Origin of the sequence: Timonella senegalensis JC301 (assembly GCF_000312125.1) — a bacterium.
GTDB lineage: Bacteria > Actinomycetota > Actinomycetes > Actinomycetales > Cellulomonadaceae > Timonella > Timonella senegalensis.
This window is the reverse complement of the sequence record NZ_HE978643.1, coordinates 46,120-62,699: the sequence shown is the minus strand read 5'-3', so window position 1 is coordinate 62,699 and position 16,580 is coordinate 46,120. Positions and strand designations below refer to the sequence as shown.

Here is a 16,580-nt window from a genome sequence, read left to right as displayed (position 1 = left end):
AAATGCGACAACGCCGCAGCCAAGCGGGGCGCTCCTTGATTTTCCAACTACTCTTGAGGAGTGACCCGATCCGTACTCGCACTCGCAGCCCTCGCTACCGTGGCGGTCCCCGGCCTCGATATCTACCAGGCCAAGTCCGCGCCCGCACCGGAAGGATTCGAGGCTGCTCTCATCCTCGACTCGGAAGCGCGCCAGTGGATTGTCCGCGCGCCGCTGAGCGCTGCGTCGGGAGCGGCGCTCGAGGGCGAGGCCGCACTGCTGCGCGCACTCGCGCCGTTTGTGGACTCGGGAACTCTGCCATTCGTCATCCCCCAGCCACACGGATTCACACCCCTCGATGAGGGTGGCAAGGCTGTGGTGTACCCGCATGTCATGGGCAACCCCCTCAACCTTGCGAGGCTCGTTCCCGGACCGGGGGTTTCGGCTCACCTCGGACGGGCGATCGGCGCAATCCACTCGCTTCCAATCAGAGTCATCGAGGACGCCGGATTCCCCGTGTACAGCGCGGAACAGTACCGTAACCGCCGCCTCGCCGAACTCGACGAGGGAGCATCCACGGGCCGCGTCCCCGTGCCGCTCCTGCGCCGCTGGGAGAGCGCCCTGGAAAACGTCACGCTGTGGCGCTTCCAGCCCGTTGTCACGCACACGAGCCTGTCTGAAGACTCCGTCATCATGGCGCACGGTCAGGTCTCGGGAATCACCGACTGGTCCTCGGCCCGAGTTGGCGACCCGGCAGACGACCTAGCGTGGCTCGTGGCCGGCGCTCCCGTGGACTGCGTGGACTCGATCTTCGAGGCCTACCAACTGCAACGCAAGGACTCGCTCGACCCACACCTCATTGATCGTGCACTGCTCGGAAGCGAACTCGCGCTGCTGGGATGGCTCCTACACGGGACCCGCACAGGAAACCAGGAGGTCATCGCGGACGCCGAGTCCATGCTCGCCGACCTCGTGGAGGCAACCTCAGGCAACGACAACTTCACGCTCACGCACGAGCTCGCAGGCACCGAGGTGGGTGCCGAAAAGGTGCAGCGGGTCCGCATGATCGGTGACACAGGAAAGATCGCGGTGGCTGCAACTGAGTCTGGCGCTCAAGGTGGGTCGGACTCTGAATCGAGTACTGAATCGGGCACGAAGTCGGACACCGGGTCGGATGCCAGGGCATCGAGTTCATCTCCCACTGAGGCGCACGCGACCGTAAGCGAGTCACCTTCCTTCGTTGAGGTACCGGAGGATGCGGAACCAACGAGCTGGTCACTCGGGGTCGATTCCGCGCCCGTCCAGGAGCGGGCTGCCGGTCGCTCTCCGTGGACAGGTTCGACTGCTTCGGCAACGTCTTCCGGCTCTGAGAGTTCCCCTCGAAGCGCCGAGTCCGCGGCATCCGCTCGCACGGGTGGCCACCCTGTGACGCAGGACTCCCCCGCAGACGCATCGTTCATTGTCCCTGACTACGAGCGCGCACACCCGCCAATGCCATACGCGGACAACCCCACCGAGATGATGGTTGCGCTCGACGCGGATGATCTCGACCCCTCAGACGACGCCATCTCCGATGACCCGTTTGACAGGGGAAATTAGGCGCGGCTCTCGCGTCGGTGCACTACTGAGCGGCTGAGGACCGGAATGGCCCCAACAAAATCAATGCTTAGGCCTCCTGCTCACCCCTGATGATCGATTCGATCTCCTCTTTAGTGGCGAGGCGGCTGGGTCGAACAGTCTCATTGCTTGCCACGTAGTAGAACGCCGCATCGATCAGGTCGAGGCTCGTGCCCGTAGCCTCTGACCATGCAATCCGGTAGAGGGCAAGCTGGAGCTCTCTGCTCGCGCGCTCTGCTGCGTCCGTGGGCGCCCGACCCGTCTTCCAATCCACAACCACAATGCCGCCCGGACGCTCTGGATCTTCGAACACCGCGTCGATGCGTGCGCGTACCGCCACTCCCGCAACAACGATGTCGATGTCCCGCTCGAGCGCGACCGGGGTCAGTGACGCCCAGTGCGAGGATTCGAACGTGGACTTCAGTTGGTCGAGTGTTTGGTCAGCCTCAAGGTAGTCGTCATCTGCCCCAGGCAGGTCGTCGAGGTCAAACAGCGAATGCGACCCGTAGAAATTCTCCACCCACACGTGGAAGGTCGTTCCACGACGTGACGCAATCGACGGTTCCCGCGGGATTGGGCGGCGGCGTGCTAGGGCGTAGGCGGCACGATCCCGGTCAATGTCCACGATTCCAGACACCGAGATGTGGTCGGGAAATTCCACTTGATCGTCGCTCGCAACGTGGACATCCCGCTCGCGCAGGAGCACGTCAGCAAGTTCCACGAGGTCGACGCCCGAGGAACTACGCATCTCCTGATCCAGCACCTCAGGTGTGGCCGGGGTGTTAGCAACAATCCTGGCCGCCAGGCGCGTGACCGCAAGTGTCCGGGCGATAACCGTGCGCTGCTCGTCAGCCACACCTGAACCCGCGTGGCCCTGCTGTGTGGGTAGCGCAGCCAGTGCGTCGAGTACCGTGCGTGGGTCCGCAGTCTCAGCCTTCTGGAGGATCGAGTGCGTCGGCTCGTCGTGGAGCTCGAAGGGCCAGTGCGCCTCCAGCACCTCCCCATTGCGAGGATTCTCAGTGTCTGGGTCCGGCTCGGCGGCAACGTAGGTCTGGGTCACGTGTGGGTTATCAACGAGTTCGCTCATGAACGGCGAGGGGAATGACGGCTTGACTGCAGTTCGCCACCATGCGCCGGTCAGGAAGAGGTTGGACTTAGCGCGCGTAAATGCAACGTAGGCGAGCCGCCTCTCGTCCATGACGTACTGGTCCCCCGCATCCAGCTTGAACCTGCTGATCGCGTCGTCCACGTCCTTGTCATGTTCCGCGTCGCTGTAGTCCAGCTGTGGCAGGTCCCGCGCGTCCCCGCGGAGGGGATACGGCAGCGCACCTAGGTCAGTGAGCCAAGCCGAGTCCTTGGGTCCGCCAGCGGAAAGTGTGGCAGTACCCGGGAACTGCCCATCGCTGAGTCCCGGAACGGCGACAACATCCCATTCCAGGCCCTTGGAGGCGTGGACGGTGATGAGTGCTACAGCGTTAGGGTCAGGGCGACCCACCGGCCGTTCGAGTCCTCGCTCTTGGCTCACAGCGTCCTTCAGCCACGCCAGGAATGCGCCAAGAGTGGGGACCACTGCTGAGTCGCTGAACTGGGCGGCCACGCGCCTCAATGCGTCGAGGTGGGCGCGGCCAAACGGATTGGTCGGATCAAACGGGGCACCCGCCCTGCGGGATCGGGCCGTCGCAAGAGTCATTTCCACGTCGAGCGACAACGTCCTGATTGCGGCCTCCACGAGTTCGGGCAACGGGAGGTAGGTGAGCGATCGCAGGTGTTCGAGGGCCTGGTTGAGATCCCTCATGCGCTCCATCCCCGCTTCGGTGAAGGTGATGCCCTCCAGTTCACGCGGGACCTCACCCCCGAGCCGGGGGAGCTCCGCGAGCGCGTCAAGGATCGAGCGCTCCTCGAACGGGTCGATTGCGATGGTCTCGGCATCCTCGCCGTCCGGCTTGTTCCCGCTCGCAGACGCGAATGCCTGTGCCCGCTGTGAGGCCGCGCGTGAGAGATTGCGGGCGTACGTACCCAGCGCCACGAGATCAGCAGCCCCGAGGTTGAAGCGCGGTCCGGTGAGAAGGCGCATCACAGAGTCACCGCGCGAGGGGTCATGAGCTGCCTCGAGGAATGCCACGAGGTCCACGACCTCGGGGGTGGCCAACAAGCCACCCAGGCCGATGACCTCCACGGGGATTCCATGGGCCCGGAGCGTGGACTCCAGGAGCGGGAACTGACTGCGCTTTCGACACAGCACAGCCGCGCTGTACACGCCAGGCTTCCAGTGTTGCTTGAGGTGCTGGGCGATCGCTTCCGCCTCGTCCTCGATGGTCTCATAGTAGCCAATGGACACCGAGCCAACTCCCGCGTTGGGTCGTGGTTGCAGGGCCGGAAGGGCGTTGTCCTTGTCGGCCTCAAACAGCGGCTTGGACGTTGCGTTTGCCACCTCAAGGATGCGTTCGTCGTTCCGCCACGACGTGCTCAGCTTGAACACTGAGGCCCGGGTCCCATCGGAGTTTCGGAACTGCTCTGGGAACCGCGCGGGTCCCGCGGCGCTCGCTCCCCGCCACGCGTAGATCGACTGGTTGGGGTCACCCACCGCCGTGACGGGATGTCCATTCCCATACAGTGCGGACAGGAACCGAATTTGCGCGTACGAGGTGTCCTGATACTCGTCAAGTAGGACGACCTTGAACCTCTCGCGTTCCAGTTCTCCAACCAGTGGCACGGTCTCGGCCAAACGCGCCGCGAGCGCCACTTGGTCTCCAAAGTCCATGGACTCGTTGATCCGCTTGTACTCCTCGTACTCGTGCACGAGGTCGAGCAGTTGGTGGCGGGTGGACAGCGACGTCCCTAGTGCGAGGACATCCTTTGCGATGTTCTTTCTGCGTCCGGGCGCGAGCGGAATGTCCTCGAGAGGTGCGATGAGATCCTGGATCTTCTGCTTGGCTTCATCGACGCTGAGCAAGTGTTCGTTGAGTGAACCCGCAAGGGTCAGAACTGCCCGAGTAATAGTGGAAACTGCGCTGTCGGTGGTGAGGTCGCCCTGCCACTTTTCGACGATCTCAGAGGCAATTGCCCATTGGCTCGCCTCAGAGAGCATCCGCGCACCTGGCTCTCGTCCGATGCGCAACCCGTGTTCCTGCACGAGCGATGCAGCGTACGAATTGTAGGTCGAGATTGTTGGCCGATTGAGTGCGTCGTATGCCCGATCAGAGTCGGTCTCCTGACCATCGTCGTTTGACTGCGCCAACGCTCCTTCGGGGTTGCGGTCCTCCGCGTTCCCCCGCTGCGACAGTGCGGCATCGAGCTGGGCTAGGCGCAGTTTGACACGTTCGAGCAGTTCCCCGGCCGCCTTGCGGGTAAAGGTCAATCCCAGTACTTCCTGGGGTTCAACCATCTTGTTTGCGATGAGCCAGACAACCCGCGCGGACATCGTCTCCGTCTTGCCGCTTCCAGCACCCGCAACCACGAGCATCGAGTGCAGTGGAGACTCGATGATCCGGGTTTGCTCCTGGGTGGGGTGAGGTTGCCCGAGGAGGTCAGCAATCTCGCGCGCGCTAAGCATTCTCTGATTCCTTATCAGCTGGTGAAGTTGAAGCAGTGCCATGTGCCTCTGGGCTCGTGGCGCCGGTTGCGGGGTCGTCATCCGAACACGGACGCGGTACTGGCATGCCTAGGCTGACCACGTGCTGGCCCTCGGAGTTGAGCGGGCACGATCTGCGTACCGGGCACACCTGACACAGCTCGTTCACGACCCCAGCGAAGGTGGAGGATCGCATGAGCTGGACCGAGTCCTCCACTAGTTTGGTCGCCCAGTTATCTGTGGCGTCTTCAAGTGGCGGCTGACTCCGAGTTGTGACGGACTGGCTTTGCTTACCTACGTAGACGAGTTCCGCCCCGAGTGAGTGTGACACTCCCTCAAAGGCTCCGCTTAGGAGTGCCAGCTGGTAGATGCCCAACTGAGGGTTCTCCTTGGCTTTGTCACCGGAAGGGACGTTCTTACCGGTCTTCAGGTCCACAACCTTGGCGTACCCATCGTGCGTGACCTCTAAGCGGTCCACGATTCCGGCCAGGGTTGCGCCCGCGACGTCCACACGGAACTCCTGTTCCACGAGGACACGGCTCAGGTCCGCCGGGACCTTGGTGGAGTAGTACTGCGCGAGTTTCTCCACCATCCCGCGCGCCAGTTCACGTTGGCGGCGCGAGGGCCAACCGTCAGGTAGTCCCAGCTCGTGCCAGCGCCTGTCGAGTTCCTGCGCGAGCTCGTGGAACGTCCCTTGGGGGAAGTCCGCTGCGATCGCATGCACGAGCGTCCCCACGGATTGGGAGAGCCCGGAGCGCGGGCTGCCACCGGCGGACTCGAGCGACCAACGCAGCGCGCATCGTCCTACGGACTCAACCTTGGAAGGAGATATGGAGACCTTCTCGGAATCCGCGTAAAGCGGCTCCGTGCTGGACACCGGCGCGGCACCGTACCAGTTTCTGACGTGGGCGTCCGAGACTCCCACGGACGCGAGGTAGCTCAGGAGTTGGGCCCTAGACAGTGTCAGTTCGCGGTCGTTCTGCTCGAGTCCCACGATCATCTCGGCGCGCAGCACCGTGACGAGACCGCGGAGATCGAGTGACTGTGCGGCTGGATCGGTTGCAGAGACTTCCGCTTCTCCCTCCGAGTCGAGTCCTGCTTTGGGATCAAGCAGAGTGAGGAACGACGAGGGGACAGTCTCCGTGTCCTCGACGGCGGTCACGATGAGGCGACGAGACGCCCGCGAGACCGCGAGCGCAAAGGATCGCAGCTCGTCGTAGTAGACCTCTCGCCGTGCCTCCTTACCCAGTCCGCGGGCGTCTCGTGACCTGCCTGAGAGAACCTCAGCGAGTGTGGCTGCGCCGAGCAACGAGTCGCGGAGCCTCAGGTCCGGCCACACGCCATCCTGCACACCAGCAACAACCACAAGCGGCCACTCGCTTCCTGCGGCGCCTGCGGGAGTCAGGAGGGAGACCTTCCCGCCCAAGGCGACTTGCTGGACCAGGGAGTCCGCGGGGATGTCCTGCGATTCGATGAACTCGAGGAAACTCGAGGTGTCCGCCTCCGGGAGCCTGTCAACAAATGTCTCCGCCGCCCGGAACAGCGACATCACCGCGTCGAGGTCACGGTCGGCGCGCTCCGAACCCGCTCCGCCCATCAGCGCTGATCTCTGCCAGAGCTCCGCGAGTTTGGTTGCGTCCCATACGGCCCACAGCACGGTCTGCGGCGTTGCGCCGGGTTCGGCTAGGGCTGCGCGCCCTGCTGCAAGTGCGCGGGCAACGCGGGCCAGAGGAGCGCCTACCGCGCCCAGAGTGGTCGACCGGGCAGGGTCCTCAAGCGCGTCCACGATCAGCGCGTCCGAGTTTCGGCCACCACCACCGCGCAGTTCCTCGGCGCGCAGTGCGTGGCGGATCCTTCGCAGTGCGATGGGGTCTGCACCGCCAATGACTGAGCTGAGGAGATCGACCGCCACGTCTATGTCTAGCTCGCCAGATGCACTCCGGAGGGCGAGGAGCAGCGGGCGCACTGCGGGCTCGTCACGCAGCGGAACATCCGTTCCAACCACGGCAACGGGCACTCCTGAACTTGCGAGTTCCCGGCGCATCCGAAGCAGGTCGGCACCAGAACGGCAGATCACGGCCATGTCCGACCACGGAACACCATTGCGAAGGTGCTCAGCCCTCAGTTCGCGGGCGACGTGAGCTGCCTCCAGCGCCTCAGTGGGGAAAACGCGCACGCGGACGGCATCACCTGCCCGGTTCGTCTCGGCCCCAGCTTTGGCAGCCCTGGCTTCACCGGAACCTTCCCCGTCAGTATCAGCCTCAGCAGGATCAACCAGGTGTGAACCCGCCCCCGCCGCACGGTGCCTGACTAGGCCCGCCGACGCAATCGATACGGTGACCGCGCGCACCGCAGAGCGCAAATCTTCGGCGGCGCACTGTCCCCCGCTGTCCCGCAGTCCCTCAAAGCCAGACTCTCCCCCGGCCCTAACACCGCGCCACACATAATCCAGCGTCATCTCCCGCGCACCAAACTGCCCCAGCGACGCCGGGCTGGGGACTCCGCCAGCCGGTGGCTCGGCTCCGGCCGCAGCGAGTAGCGTGGGACGCGCGCCACGGAACCTCTGGACGGCAACATCCGGGTCTCCGATAAGGACCAACTGCGCTCCGTCAGATTTCAGGACCGACAGCAGGCGTGCCGTTGCGGCCGTAGCCTCCTGGTAATCGTCGATAATCACGAGGTCGAACGAGGGCCTACCGGCGCCCGTCCACACGGCGAGTTCACGAGCCGCCTCCTCAACAATCTGGGCGGGGTCGTACCGCCGCCCGGTGTCGGAAACGATCGTGGATAGGCTCGTGACGTCGCTGTAGTCGCGCAGGATCGAGGCCGCGGCGACCCACTCGGGGCGCCCAAACCGGGTGCCGCACTCCGCGAGGCCATCCGCGTCGAGCCCGTTCTCGGCCGCGCGCATGAGGAGGTCGCGCAACTCCGCGCGGAACCCGCGCAGTCCCAAGGTCTCCTCGGGGATTGAAGTTGGCCACGCCGGCCCTTTGAGATAGCCGTCAGAGTAGCCCTGGAGGATGCTCGCGAGGATCTGGTCCTGCTCACCGCCCGTGATAAGCCGTGGCACGCCCTGCCCGAGGCTCGTCGCCCGCGCCGTGAGAATGGAGAATGCGAGGGCCGCGGGCGTGCGCACCGCACTGCCCTGCACCGGAACCGCAACGGACCGGGTCACCACGTCACGTAGCGTGCCCGCCCCTTTGCGGGTGGCGGCGAGCACGACAATTCTGCGGGGGTCCACGCCGCGTTCGATGGCATCTCGGACAAGTTCTACCGCCAGGCGTGTCTTTCCAGACCCTGGAGCACCCGAGACCACAACGTCCCTGTGCTCCGACGCGACCGCCTCAACCACACGGCGCTGAGACTCATCCAGCTCGGGCAGGTCATGAGCAGGGGACGCGGCTAAGGAAGGGGCAAGCAGTTTCACAACCCCATCAAAGCACAGCCCTCCGACACGCAAATCCGTCCCCGCCGGAGCCCGCAAGAAAGCACACAAACCCAATCAGATAGCCGTCATTCGATACGGCTGTTCCCAAGGGGTGAACACTGGTCTACGCTTACCAAATGAGTGTCCTGACCCCCGACTCACGCGAGGCACCCACCGGTGCTCCGCGCGACCGTGCGCCCGCGAACTCACAGCCCGTCACTTCCAGCCTCGCCCGCACACGTTTGAGCGCCGCGGAACGGCGCGTCCAGCTCATCAAAATTGCGCAGCCGCTGTTTGCTGAGCGCGGCTATCATCACATCTCCATGGAGGATGTTGCCGCGGCCGCGCAGGTCACCAAGCCGGTCCTGTACAAGCACTTTCCATCCAAGATGGACCTCTACCTAGCACTTCTTGATGATCGCGGCGGCGCTCTGATCGACACCGTCACGCGTGCGCTCGACATCGCCACGTCCACGGCCGGCGCCCCCACGGACCTGGGTCAGCGCATCGTCCACACTGTCATCAACGCCTACGTGGACTTCGTCCACTCCTGCGGTGTTGCCGCAATGCTTCTCTTCGACTCGGACGTCACTCGTGACGAACAGATGCGCGCTCGGGTTGAAGCACCCAACGCCCACGTAGCCCACCTCGTGGCCCAGACCCTCATGTCCTTGACATCTCTCCCAGACTCCGCGGCCCTCGAGGTCGCGCGCGCGTCGGTTGCGATGGCCAAGCATGCAGCTGCGGATACCTTGGACCCCGATCCGCTCGACATCCTGACCCCCGCTCAACGCGTAGAACTCATCGCGCAGTTCACTTGGCGAGGCGTGGGAGGCGTACTCAAGCAGCACGGAGCAGGCGAACTCCCTTAGCCGCCCGGCCTCCCGTATCAGGTTTTACGCCGTGAGAACAAAACAAGCGTGCGGCTCTCCTAACCAGCGCGCCGCGTCCTAATATCAGTGTAGAAACCGAGCACGCCCACAGCGTGTACCACGCACTAAGGAGCACACCATGCAGGTCACCATTGGTATTCAGAACTACGCTCGCGAGGTAAAGGTCGAGACCGAGACGACCCAAGCCGAGCTCACCGCAGCAGTCACTGCCGCGCTCGCTGACGGAACCGCGCTCGTGCTGACCGACTCGAAGGGCAACACCACCTTCGTTCCGGGCGCCTCGATCGCTTACGTTGAGTTGGGCACTGAGGAAAAGCGCGCGGTCGGGTTCGGGCAGCTCTGATCGCTCACGCTCACTGACAGAGCAGGACGGGGGTCCGCACTATGGTGCGGACCCCCGTCCTTTTACGTACTCACGACGATCGACTTTCGCCCGCCCCGCACCTCACGCGGCGCCGGGCGCACGTTCCGTCGGTGGCGTCCCGGCAAAATCAGGCAGCGAGCCCGATCCTGTCCATCCTGCGCGCGTGATCGGCTGTGAGTTTGGAGAACACCCACGCAGTCTCGAGCTTCTGCTGCTCCTGGACAATTGGGCTGCTGACCTCTGTTCCTAGGTTGTGTGCGGCCGCAATAACGAGACGCTCCAGCGCGGGGTTGCTGATCACCAGCCCCTGAATCTGGCCGAGCGCCTCCCCAACGAGCCGGCGTCCCCACAGTGCAAGGCGCGATGCAAAGGTTGGGTCGGATTCCGACTTTGCGGAGAGAATCGCGGCGGCGTTCTCGGACTCGTTGGTCTTCCCGATGATCGCGGTAATGCGCTCCTGCAGGTTGTCCGGGAGTGCCTCCGCTACGAGCTTGCAAAAGTCGAGCGCTACGGAGTGGCCCACGTATCCCTTGAGCACGCGCTCGTACCAGGTTTCGGAGCGGGTCCGCGATTCGTAGTCTGCGAATGCGTCGTTGTAACGCACGACCACGGACTGACCGTCCACGCCGTACTCGGCGATGAGGTTAGTGAGCGCGACCATACGGCCGTGCGCGTTCGCCGAAAGACCAGCGTGCGTCAGCCGGTGCTCGGGCGTCGGGCTCAGTGCCGCGTCGACGGCGAGTCGCATCTGCGCGGACAGTTCCGCGAAGGCGAGGAGGCCGAGCAGCTCAATAGCATCCTGTGTGGACACCTCAACGCGCTCGGGTGCTTGGGTAGCCGCCTCCTGGGTTGGGGCCGGGGCGGGGTGGTTACTGTCGCTCGTGTTTGATGCTTGACTCACCAGACCAGCATAGTCCCTAACAGTCGCCCGCTCTCACAGCTACCTCGCAGGCAGGACCCCCGCGGTGGGATCTCACGATGGGTAGGAGGGTGAGTGCGCCGAGCGACTCACGCCACGGCCCAGCCACGGCCCAGCCACGCGCCGTGCACCACAGCGCGCACCTCGCCACCTCGACTCGCGCTACCAAGCACTGGCCGCACGGCCTCAACACAGTGATGCCCGCATCCTCTTGGAGGATACGGGCATCACTACGTTATTGAGTGAGGGTCACTCGGCTGCGCTCTGTGCTGCACCCTCGTTCGAACCTGCACCACCGCTGCGGCGACGACGACGGCGTGGGCGGCTATCGCCTGATTTCTCGCCGTCCGCACTCTGTGTGGAGGGAGCGCTTTCCGCGGCAGCACCAGACTTTGGCTCGGCAACCTCGCCGTTTACGCGGCGGGTGCGGTTGCGCTGGCGGCGCTCGCCGCGCTTTTCGCCGGCTGCCTTTTCCGAGCGAGATCCTTCAGAGCGAGATCCTTCGGAGCGTGCGCCCTCGGAACGGCGGCCTTCGCCGGAGCGGGAGCGTCCACCGTCACGCGAAGAGCGCTCCGGGCGGCCCTTTGAGGTCCGCTTTCCGGTCTCGCCGAGGTCTTCGAGGACTTCAGCGTCAAGGCCTGCACGCGTGCGTGCTTCCTTGGGCAGGCGGCCCTTGGTGCCCTCTGGGGATGTCGAGATCGGTGAACAGGTGTGGGGAGCTCGAGTAGGTCTCGATGGGCTCCGGGATGCCCAACTCGAGAGCCTTGTTGATGAGCGCCCAGTGTGGGACGTCATCCCAGTCCACGAACGTGACAGCGGTCCCCTTGTTACCTGCACGGCCGGTACGACCGGTGCGGTGGAGGTAGGTCTTCTCGTCCTCTGGAACTTGGAAGTTCACCACGTGGGTGACGTTGTCCACGTCGATTCCGCGGGCAGCCACGTCGGTTGCCACGAGGATGTCGACCTTGCCGTTGCGGAACGCGCGCAATGCCTGCTCGCGTGCACCCTGTCCGAGATCACCGTGCAGGGATCCAGCCGCGAAGCCGCGGTCCACAAGTTCCTCGGCAACCTTTGCGGCGGTGCGCTTGGTGCGAGTGAACACGATAGTCAGGCCACGCCCACGGGCCTGGAGGATGCGGGCGAGCATCTCGGTCTTGTCCTTAGCGTGCGCACGGTAGATGACCTGCTTGATGTTCTTGTGAGTCGAGCCTGCATCGTCCGGGTCGTTGGCGCGGATGTGCGTTGGGTGGCTCATGTAGCGCCGGGCCATGTTCACAACTGCGCCCGGCATGGTTGCCGAGAACAGCATGGTGTGGCGGACCGCCGGAGTGTGCGCGAGGATCTTCTCAACGTCCGGCAGGAAGCCGAGGTCGAGCATCTCGTCTGCTTCGTCGAGCACCACGGTAGCTGCTCGCGACAGGGTCAGGACCTTCTGGTTCAGGAGGTCGATCATGCGGCCTGGCGTTCCCACGACCACCTCGGCGCCGCGCTTGAGCGCGTCAACCTGTGGTTCATAGGCACGGCCACCGTACAGCTGGACTACGCGTACGGAGCGCTTGGTGGACGCCGCCTCGAGGTCCTTGGCAACCTGCACCGCAAGTTCGCGGGTAGGCACGATGACCAGAGCCTGTGGCTTGCCCGGGGCGGGAAGCTGGTCAAAGCCGTCCTCGTCCGGTGCCACGATCTTGTTGAGCAGTGGGATACCGAATCCCAGAGTCTTACCCGTTCCCGTCTTAGCCTGGCCGATGATGTCGTGGCCAGAGAGTGCCACTGGGAGGGTCATTGCCTGGATGGGGAACGGTGTGGTGATGCCCTCTTCAGCAAGGGCTTCAACGATTTCAGGGCGGATTGGGAAGTCCGCAAAGGTGGCGTCGATGTCTTGGACGCTCGATGACGTGGTGGTCACTGTGCCTCGTTAATTTGTGGCGGCACTCGCGCGCCGGAGTGACGCGTGCGTTCTCGTTCGACCTGAGTCGTGTTCTCGCGCGCCGGCGGGCGCTCACCATCAGTGATGAGCGACGTTTCCGGTGGTGCGGGCGGCCTGCCTGCGATGGTAGCCGAACGTGAAAATGCGCGCTGCAGGTAAATGCTTTCCTGCGAGCAAAAAATGATCGAGACGAACGGGCAACCGATAACACCGCCATTCTACTACCCAGGCGGCCATTTCCTGCGGAATGCGGCGTACGTTACGCGCCGTCCACGCGTGAAAACCCTCTTAACGACGATCGTGCCGGGCTCCCAGCATGAGGCTGAGTGCCCGGCACGATCGAAATACAATCATCTGCGCGTAGCGAAGGACCTGAGGCGGCTACGCCGCCTTCACGAACGCGGTGATCGCATCGGCCATGAGCTGGACGGCAATTGCGGCGAGCAGCAGACCGGCGATTCGAGTCACTAGGATGGTGCCGGACTCACCGAGAACGCGGTGGATGACGGATGCGAAGCGCATGGCTGCCCACAGGGTTAGGCACACCAACGCAAAGCCAACCGCGAGTGCGACCCAGTCGGCAGTTCCGCCGTCAACGCGCTGCACAAACAGCATCGATGCAACGATCGCACCGGGGCCAGCGAGCAGCGGGGTGCCGAGAGGCACGAGCGCAACGTTGACGTTCTTGGAGGTCGGGTTCTCCCCTGCCTCCTCCATCTTCCCTGTCAGCAACTGCATCGCCACGAGCAGGAGCAGCAGACCACCAGACGCTTGGAGCGCCGGCAGTGAGATGTGCATATAGTTCAGGATGTGCTGCCCAAACGCGGCAAACGCCAAGATAACGCCCGCAGCCACGAGAATCGCGGTGCGCGCAGCCTGCTTGCGCTGCTTGGCTGTAAACGAGCTGGTCAAGCCAAGAAAGATCGGCACTGTGCCGGGCGGGTCCATGATGACGAAGAGAGTCACGTAGACCTCGACGACGAGCCGCATGTTGATGATGTCGTTCACGATCGAACCACTGAAGTCACGCCTAGTTCCTCAATTGCTGCGAACACCGCCGGGTCGGTGGTGTTTTCTCCGAGACGGTTAGGTTTGCCGTCTCCGTGATAGTCGCTCGACCCGGTGATGAGTAGATCGTGCGAGTTCGCGAGCGTCAGGAGGCGCTCGCGCTGTTCTAGGGGGTTGTCGCGGTGGAAGACCTCGAGACCCTGGAGACCTGCTTCCACCATCTCACCGATAACGTGATCCGGCACCACACGCCCGCGCGCGTTCGCGCCGGGGTGCGCAAAAACGGCGACTCCGCCGGCCTCGCGGATCGCGGCGATCGCATCGATAGCGTCCGGGGCATAGTGCGGGACGTAGTACGGGGAGCCGGGGAAAAGGATCTCGGCAAACGCCTGGGAGCGCGTGCCAATTGAGCCGGCGGCAACGAGCGCATCAGCGATGTGGGGGCGACCAATCGTTGTGCCCTCCTCGGTCTGCGCCAGCACGTCATCCCACGTGATCGGATAGTCCTGCTCGATGAGGGACACGATGGTTCGAGCGCGGTTGACTCGAGCATCGCGCACCCTTCCGTTCTGCTGCACGAGCACTGGAGCGAGCGGATCATGGAGGTAGCTCAGCAGGTGCACTGAGATGCCCTGATACTTAGCCGAGACCTCGGTGCCGCGCACGAGTGACACACCTGTTTCGAGTGCCGCATCCGCAGCCTCGTCCCATCCACGTGTGGAATCGTGGTCCACGATCGCCACCACGTCCAGGTTCGCGGCCTTAGCCGCGTGAACCAACTGGCGTGGCGAGTCGGTTCCGTCCGACATTGTGGTGTGAGCGTGCAGGTCGATGCGCATTCTTCAAGGATAAGTTGCGCCGACCTAAAATGGACGGGCCACGGACGTGTTCCCGCCCACCTTCCCTCTACGCAACTGCGCGTGGGGCTGGGCTGTAACCACGATCGTCGGAAATAAAAAAGGAGGGGTCCGTCCGCAGGCGAACCCCTCCCAACTGAGCTCAACTAGCCCTTGACCGCGCCCATGGCCAGGCCGGAGCGCCAGAAGCGCTGCAGGCCGAGGAAGGTGACCACGAGCGGCAGAACCGCGAACAGCGAGCCCACCAGCACGATGTCCGTCAGGTCCACGGCACGGTAGGACTGCCACGTGTACAGCCCCAGGGTCACAGGGAACAGTTCCGAGTTGTTCAGCATGACCAACGGCAGCAAGAAGTTGTTCCACGTGGCCACAAAGATGAACAGTGCGATCGTCACGAGAGCCGGTGACAGGATCCGCAGCACGATCGTGAAGAACGTGCGGACCTCGCTTGCGCCGTCCACACGGGCGGCCTCGATCAGCTCGTCCGGAACCGATGAATCAGCGTAGATCCGCCCAAGGAACACACCGAACGGCGACACGATGGACGGAATGATGACCGCCCACACCGTGTTCACGATACCCAGCGAGTTGAACACAAAATACAGCGGGATAGTCAGCAGGGCGGCCGGGATGAGCAGACCACCCAAAATGAAGATCGTCACCACGTTCTTGCCGCGGAACACAAACTTAGACAACGCGTACCCAGCAGCAACCGAGACGAGTGTGCCCAGGATCGCCGCAACACCCGAGTACAGGATCGAGTTGCCTATCCAGCGCAGGTAGTGACCCTCGCCGTACGTCATCGCCCGCGACAAGTTGTCGAACAGCTGGAAGTTATCGGAGAACCACAAGCCCGAGGTCGAGTAGAGGTCCGGCTTGGGCTTGGACGATGACACCAGCAGCCACCACACGGGGAACAGGAAGTACAGTGCGGCACCAATCATGACCGCGCGAGTGATGACCTTGGTCGAGGTGGGAACGCGATCAGAATCGATCCGGTCCTTGCGGATTGCGCGGGCCGCGCGCGGATCGGACTTTCGAGTTGGAGTTAGCGTACTCACTGCGCCACCTTCTTGTTCACGCGGGTGTAGAACCAAGCGAGCAGTCCAGCGATCACTGCCATGACAACGGAGATCGCGGCCGCCTTGCCCGGGTTGGCGGACGGGCCAAAGGCCTGGTCGTAGGCCATCATCATCGGCGTGTACGCCGAATCGATAAATGTGGCCGACCGCTTCATCACGGTGGGTTCGTTGAAGAGCTGAATGGTGCCAATGATGGAGAGTAGAACAGCGAGCATCGCAGCGCCCTGCAGCATAGGAACCTTAATGGCTCGTACGATGCGCCACTCTGACGCGCCATCGAGGCGAGCAGCCTCGTATAGGTCACCGGGAATCGCCTGGAGAGCGGACAAGAAGATGAGCATGTTGTAACCCATAAACGTCCACGTGGTGATGTTCGCCATCGACAGCAAAATCGTGTTGGTGGACAGGAAGTCCACATTGATGCCGATCGCGCTCAGTCCCTTAACGATTGGGCTGAGGTTTGGCTGGTACAGGTACGTCCACACCACAGCCGCGATGACGCCCGGGATGGCGTAGGGCAGGAAGTAGCTCAGACGGAAGAACGAGATGTACTTGGCGGCAAGCGAGTCCAGTAGAAGAGCCAGTCCAAGAGCACCGAGGATCATGATCGGGATCTGGAATGCCGCGTACCCAAGAACACGACCCATCCCACTCCAGAACGCCTCGGAGGTCAGTGTCTCCGTGTAGTTCTGCAATCCGATGAAAACGCGCTCAGGGGCGCCAAGGCCAAGGCCCGACTGCTTCATCCCGTAGAAGCTGTTATAGATCGAGCTGAAGATCGGAATGATGAAAACGGTTATGAACAGAACTGCGAATGGAGCAAGGAAGAGCCACGCGGTGCGCGCCTGCGCACGGTGCCTGCGGCTCGGCTTTGTAGCCAGTCTTACGGGGGCGGTTGCAACGTCAACCATGAGAGGTCCTTTCGTGTGGTGCCGG

General features: G+C 63.4%; 10 protein-coding genes and 1 pseudogene. 3 read left to right on the top strand and 8 right to left on the bottom strand.

Features of this window, described 5'->3' with window-relative positions; translation table 11 throughout:
* Nucleotides 1-60 precede the first annotated feature (60 nt).
* Entirely contained in the window at nucleotides 61-1,578 is a 1,518-nt protein-coding gene (locus HGSM_RS14110; protein WP_019148227.1) for a phosphotransferase, read from the top strand.
* A 67-nt stretch (nucleotides 1,579-1,645) separates the two neighbouring features.
* On the opposite strand, the gene HGSM_RS08000 is transcribed toward HGSM_RS14110, so the two are convergent.
* Together HGSM_RS08000 and HGSM_RS07995 are read right to left on the bottom strand one after the other, a co-directional pair.
* Nucleotides 1,646-5,149: an ATP-dependent DNA helicase gene (locus HGSM_RS08000; RefSeq protein ID WP_019148226.1), complete on the bottom strand. Its 3,504-nt coding sequence runs from the start codon at nucleotides 5,147-5,149 to the stop codon at nucleotides 1,646-1,648.
* On the bottom strand, nucleotides 5,142-8,594 hold the full coding sequence (locus HGSM_RS07995) for an ATP-dependent helicase (RefSeq protein ID WP_019148225.1): 3,453 nt from the start codon (nucleotides 8,592-8,594) through the stop codon (nucleotides 5,142-5,144). The genes HGSM_RS08000 and HGSM_RS07995 overlap by 8 nt, the downstream gene beginning before the upstream one ends.
* Before the next feature lie 137 nt (nucleotides 8,595-8,731).
* On the opposite strand from HGSM_RS07995, the gene HGSM_RS07990 reads away from it, so the two are divergent.
* Both HGSM_RS07990 and HGSM_RS07985 read left to right on the top strand, forming a co-directional pair.
* Nucleotides 8,732-9,466 (top strand): TetR/AcrR family transcriptional regulator, encoded by a 735-nt coding sequence (locus tag HGSM_RS07990; RefSeq protein ID WP_019148224.1) that lies wholly within the window; start codon nucleotides 8,732-8,734, stop codon nucleotides 9,464-9,466.
* A 139-nt stretch (nucleotides 9,467-9,605) separates the two neighbouring features.
* Nucleotides 9,606-9,830, top strand: a complete 225-nt coding sequence (locus HGSM_RS07985) for a DUF3107 domain-containing protein (protein WP_019148223.1) — start codon at nucleotides 9,606-9,608, stop codon at nucleotides 9,828-9,830.
* Between the two features lie 148 nt (nucleotides 9,831-9,978).
* Here HGSM_RS07985 and HGSM_RS07980 read toward each other — a convergent pair whose 3' ends face one another.
* The 6 genes and pseudogenes from HGSM_RS07980 to HGSM_RS07955 form a co-directional block, all read right to left on the bottom strand.
* The gene (locus HGSM_RS07980; protein WP_195891366.1) at nucleotides 9,979-10,752 is read right to left on the bottom strand and encodes a ferritin-like fold-containing protein; all 774 of its coding nucleotides are present in this window, start codon (nucleotides 10,750-10,752) and stop codon (nucleotides 9,979-9,981) included.
* A gap of 267 nt (nucleotides 10,753-11,019) precedes the next feature.
* Nucleotides 11,020-12,676 (bottom strand): annotated as a pseudogene (locus tag HGSM_RS07975) (DEAD/DEAH box helicase).
* 402 nt (nucleotides 12,677-13,078) lie between these two features.
* The gene (locus tag HGSM_RS07970) at nucleotides 13,079-13,687 is read right to left on the bottom strand and encodes a MarC family protein (protein WP_376780685.1); all 609 of its coding nucleotides are present in this window, start codon (nucleotides 13,685-13,687) and stop codon (nucleotides 13,079-13,081) included.
* Nucleotides 13,688-13,701: 14 nt separating this feature from the next.
* Nucleotides 13,702-14,544, bottom strand: a complete 843-nt coding sequence (locus HGSM_RS07965) for a PHP domain-containing protein (protein ID WP_019148219.1) — start codon at nucleotides 14,542-14,544, stop codon at nucleotides 13,702-13,704.
* A 164-nt stretch (nucleotides 14,545-14,708) separates the two neighbouring features.
* Complete coding sequence (locus HGSM_RS07960) at nucleotides 14,709-15,623, bottom strand: carbohydrate ABC transporter permease (protein ID WP_019148218.1); 915 nt, start codon at nucleotides 15,621-15,623, stop codon at nucleotides 14,709-14,711.
* Nucleotides 15,620-16,555 (bottom strand): carbohydrate ABC transporter permease, encoded by a 936-nt coding sequence (locus tag HGSM_RS07955; protein ID WP_019148217.1) that lies wholly within the window; start codon nucleotides 16,553-16,555, stop codon nucleotides 15,620-15,622. The genes HGSM_RS07960 and HGSM_RS07955 overlap by 4 nt, the downstream gene beginning before the upstream one ends.
* Nucleotides 16,556-16,580 lie beyond the last annotated feature (25 nt).

Excerpts from the sequence above, each read along its gene's own strand:
- HGSM_RS07965 (WP_019148219.1), bottom strand. The coding sequence starts at position 14,544 with ATGCGCATCGACCTGCACGCTCACACCACAATGTCGGACGGAACCGAC.
- HGSM_RS08000 (WP_019148226.1), bottom strand. The coding sequence starts at position 5,149 with ATGCTTAGCGCGCGCGAGATTGCTGACCTCCTCGGGCAACCTCACCCC.
- HGSM_RS07990 (WP_019148224.1), top strand. The coding sequence starts at position 8,732 with ATGAGTGTCCTGACCCCCGACTCACGCGAGGCACCCACCGGTGCTCCG.
- HGSM_RS07985 (WP_019148223.1), top strand. The coding sequence starts at position 9,606 with ATGCAGGTCACCATTGGTATTCAGAACTACGCTCGCGAGGTAAAGGTC.
- HGSM_RS07955 (WP_019148217.1), bottom strand. The coding sequence starts at position 16,555 with ATGGTTGACGTTGCAACCGCCCCCGTAAGACTGGCTACAAAGCCGAGC.
- HGSM_RS07970 (WP_376780685.1), bottom strand. The coding sequence starts at position 13,687 with ATGCGGCTCGTCGTCGAGGTCTACGTGACTCTCTTCGTCATCATGGAC.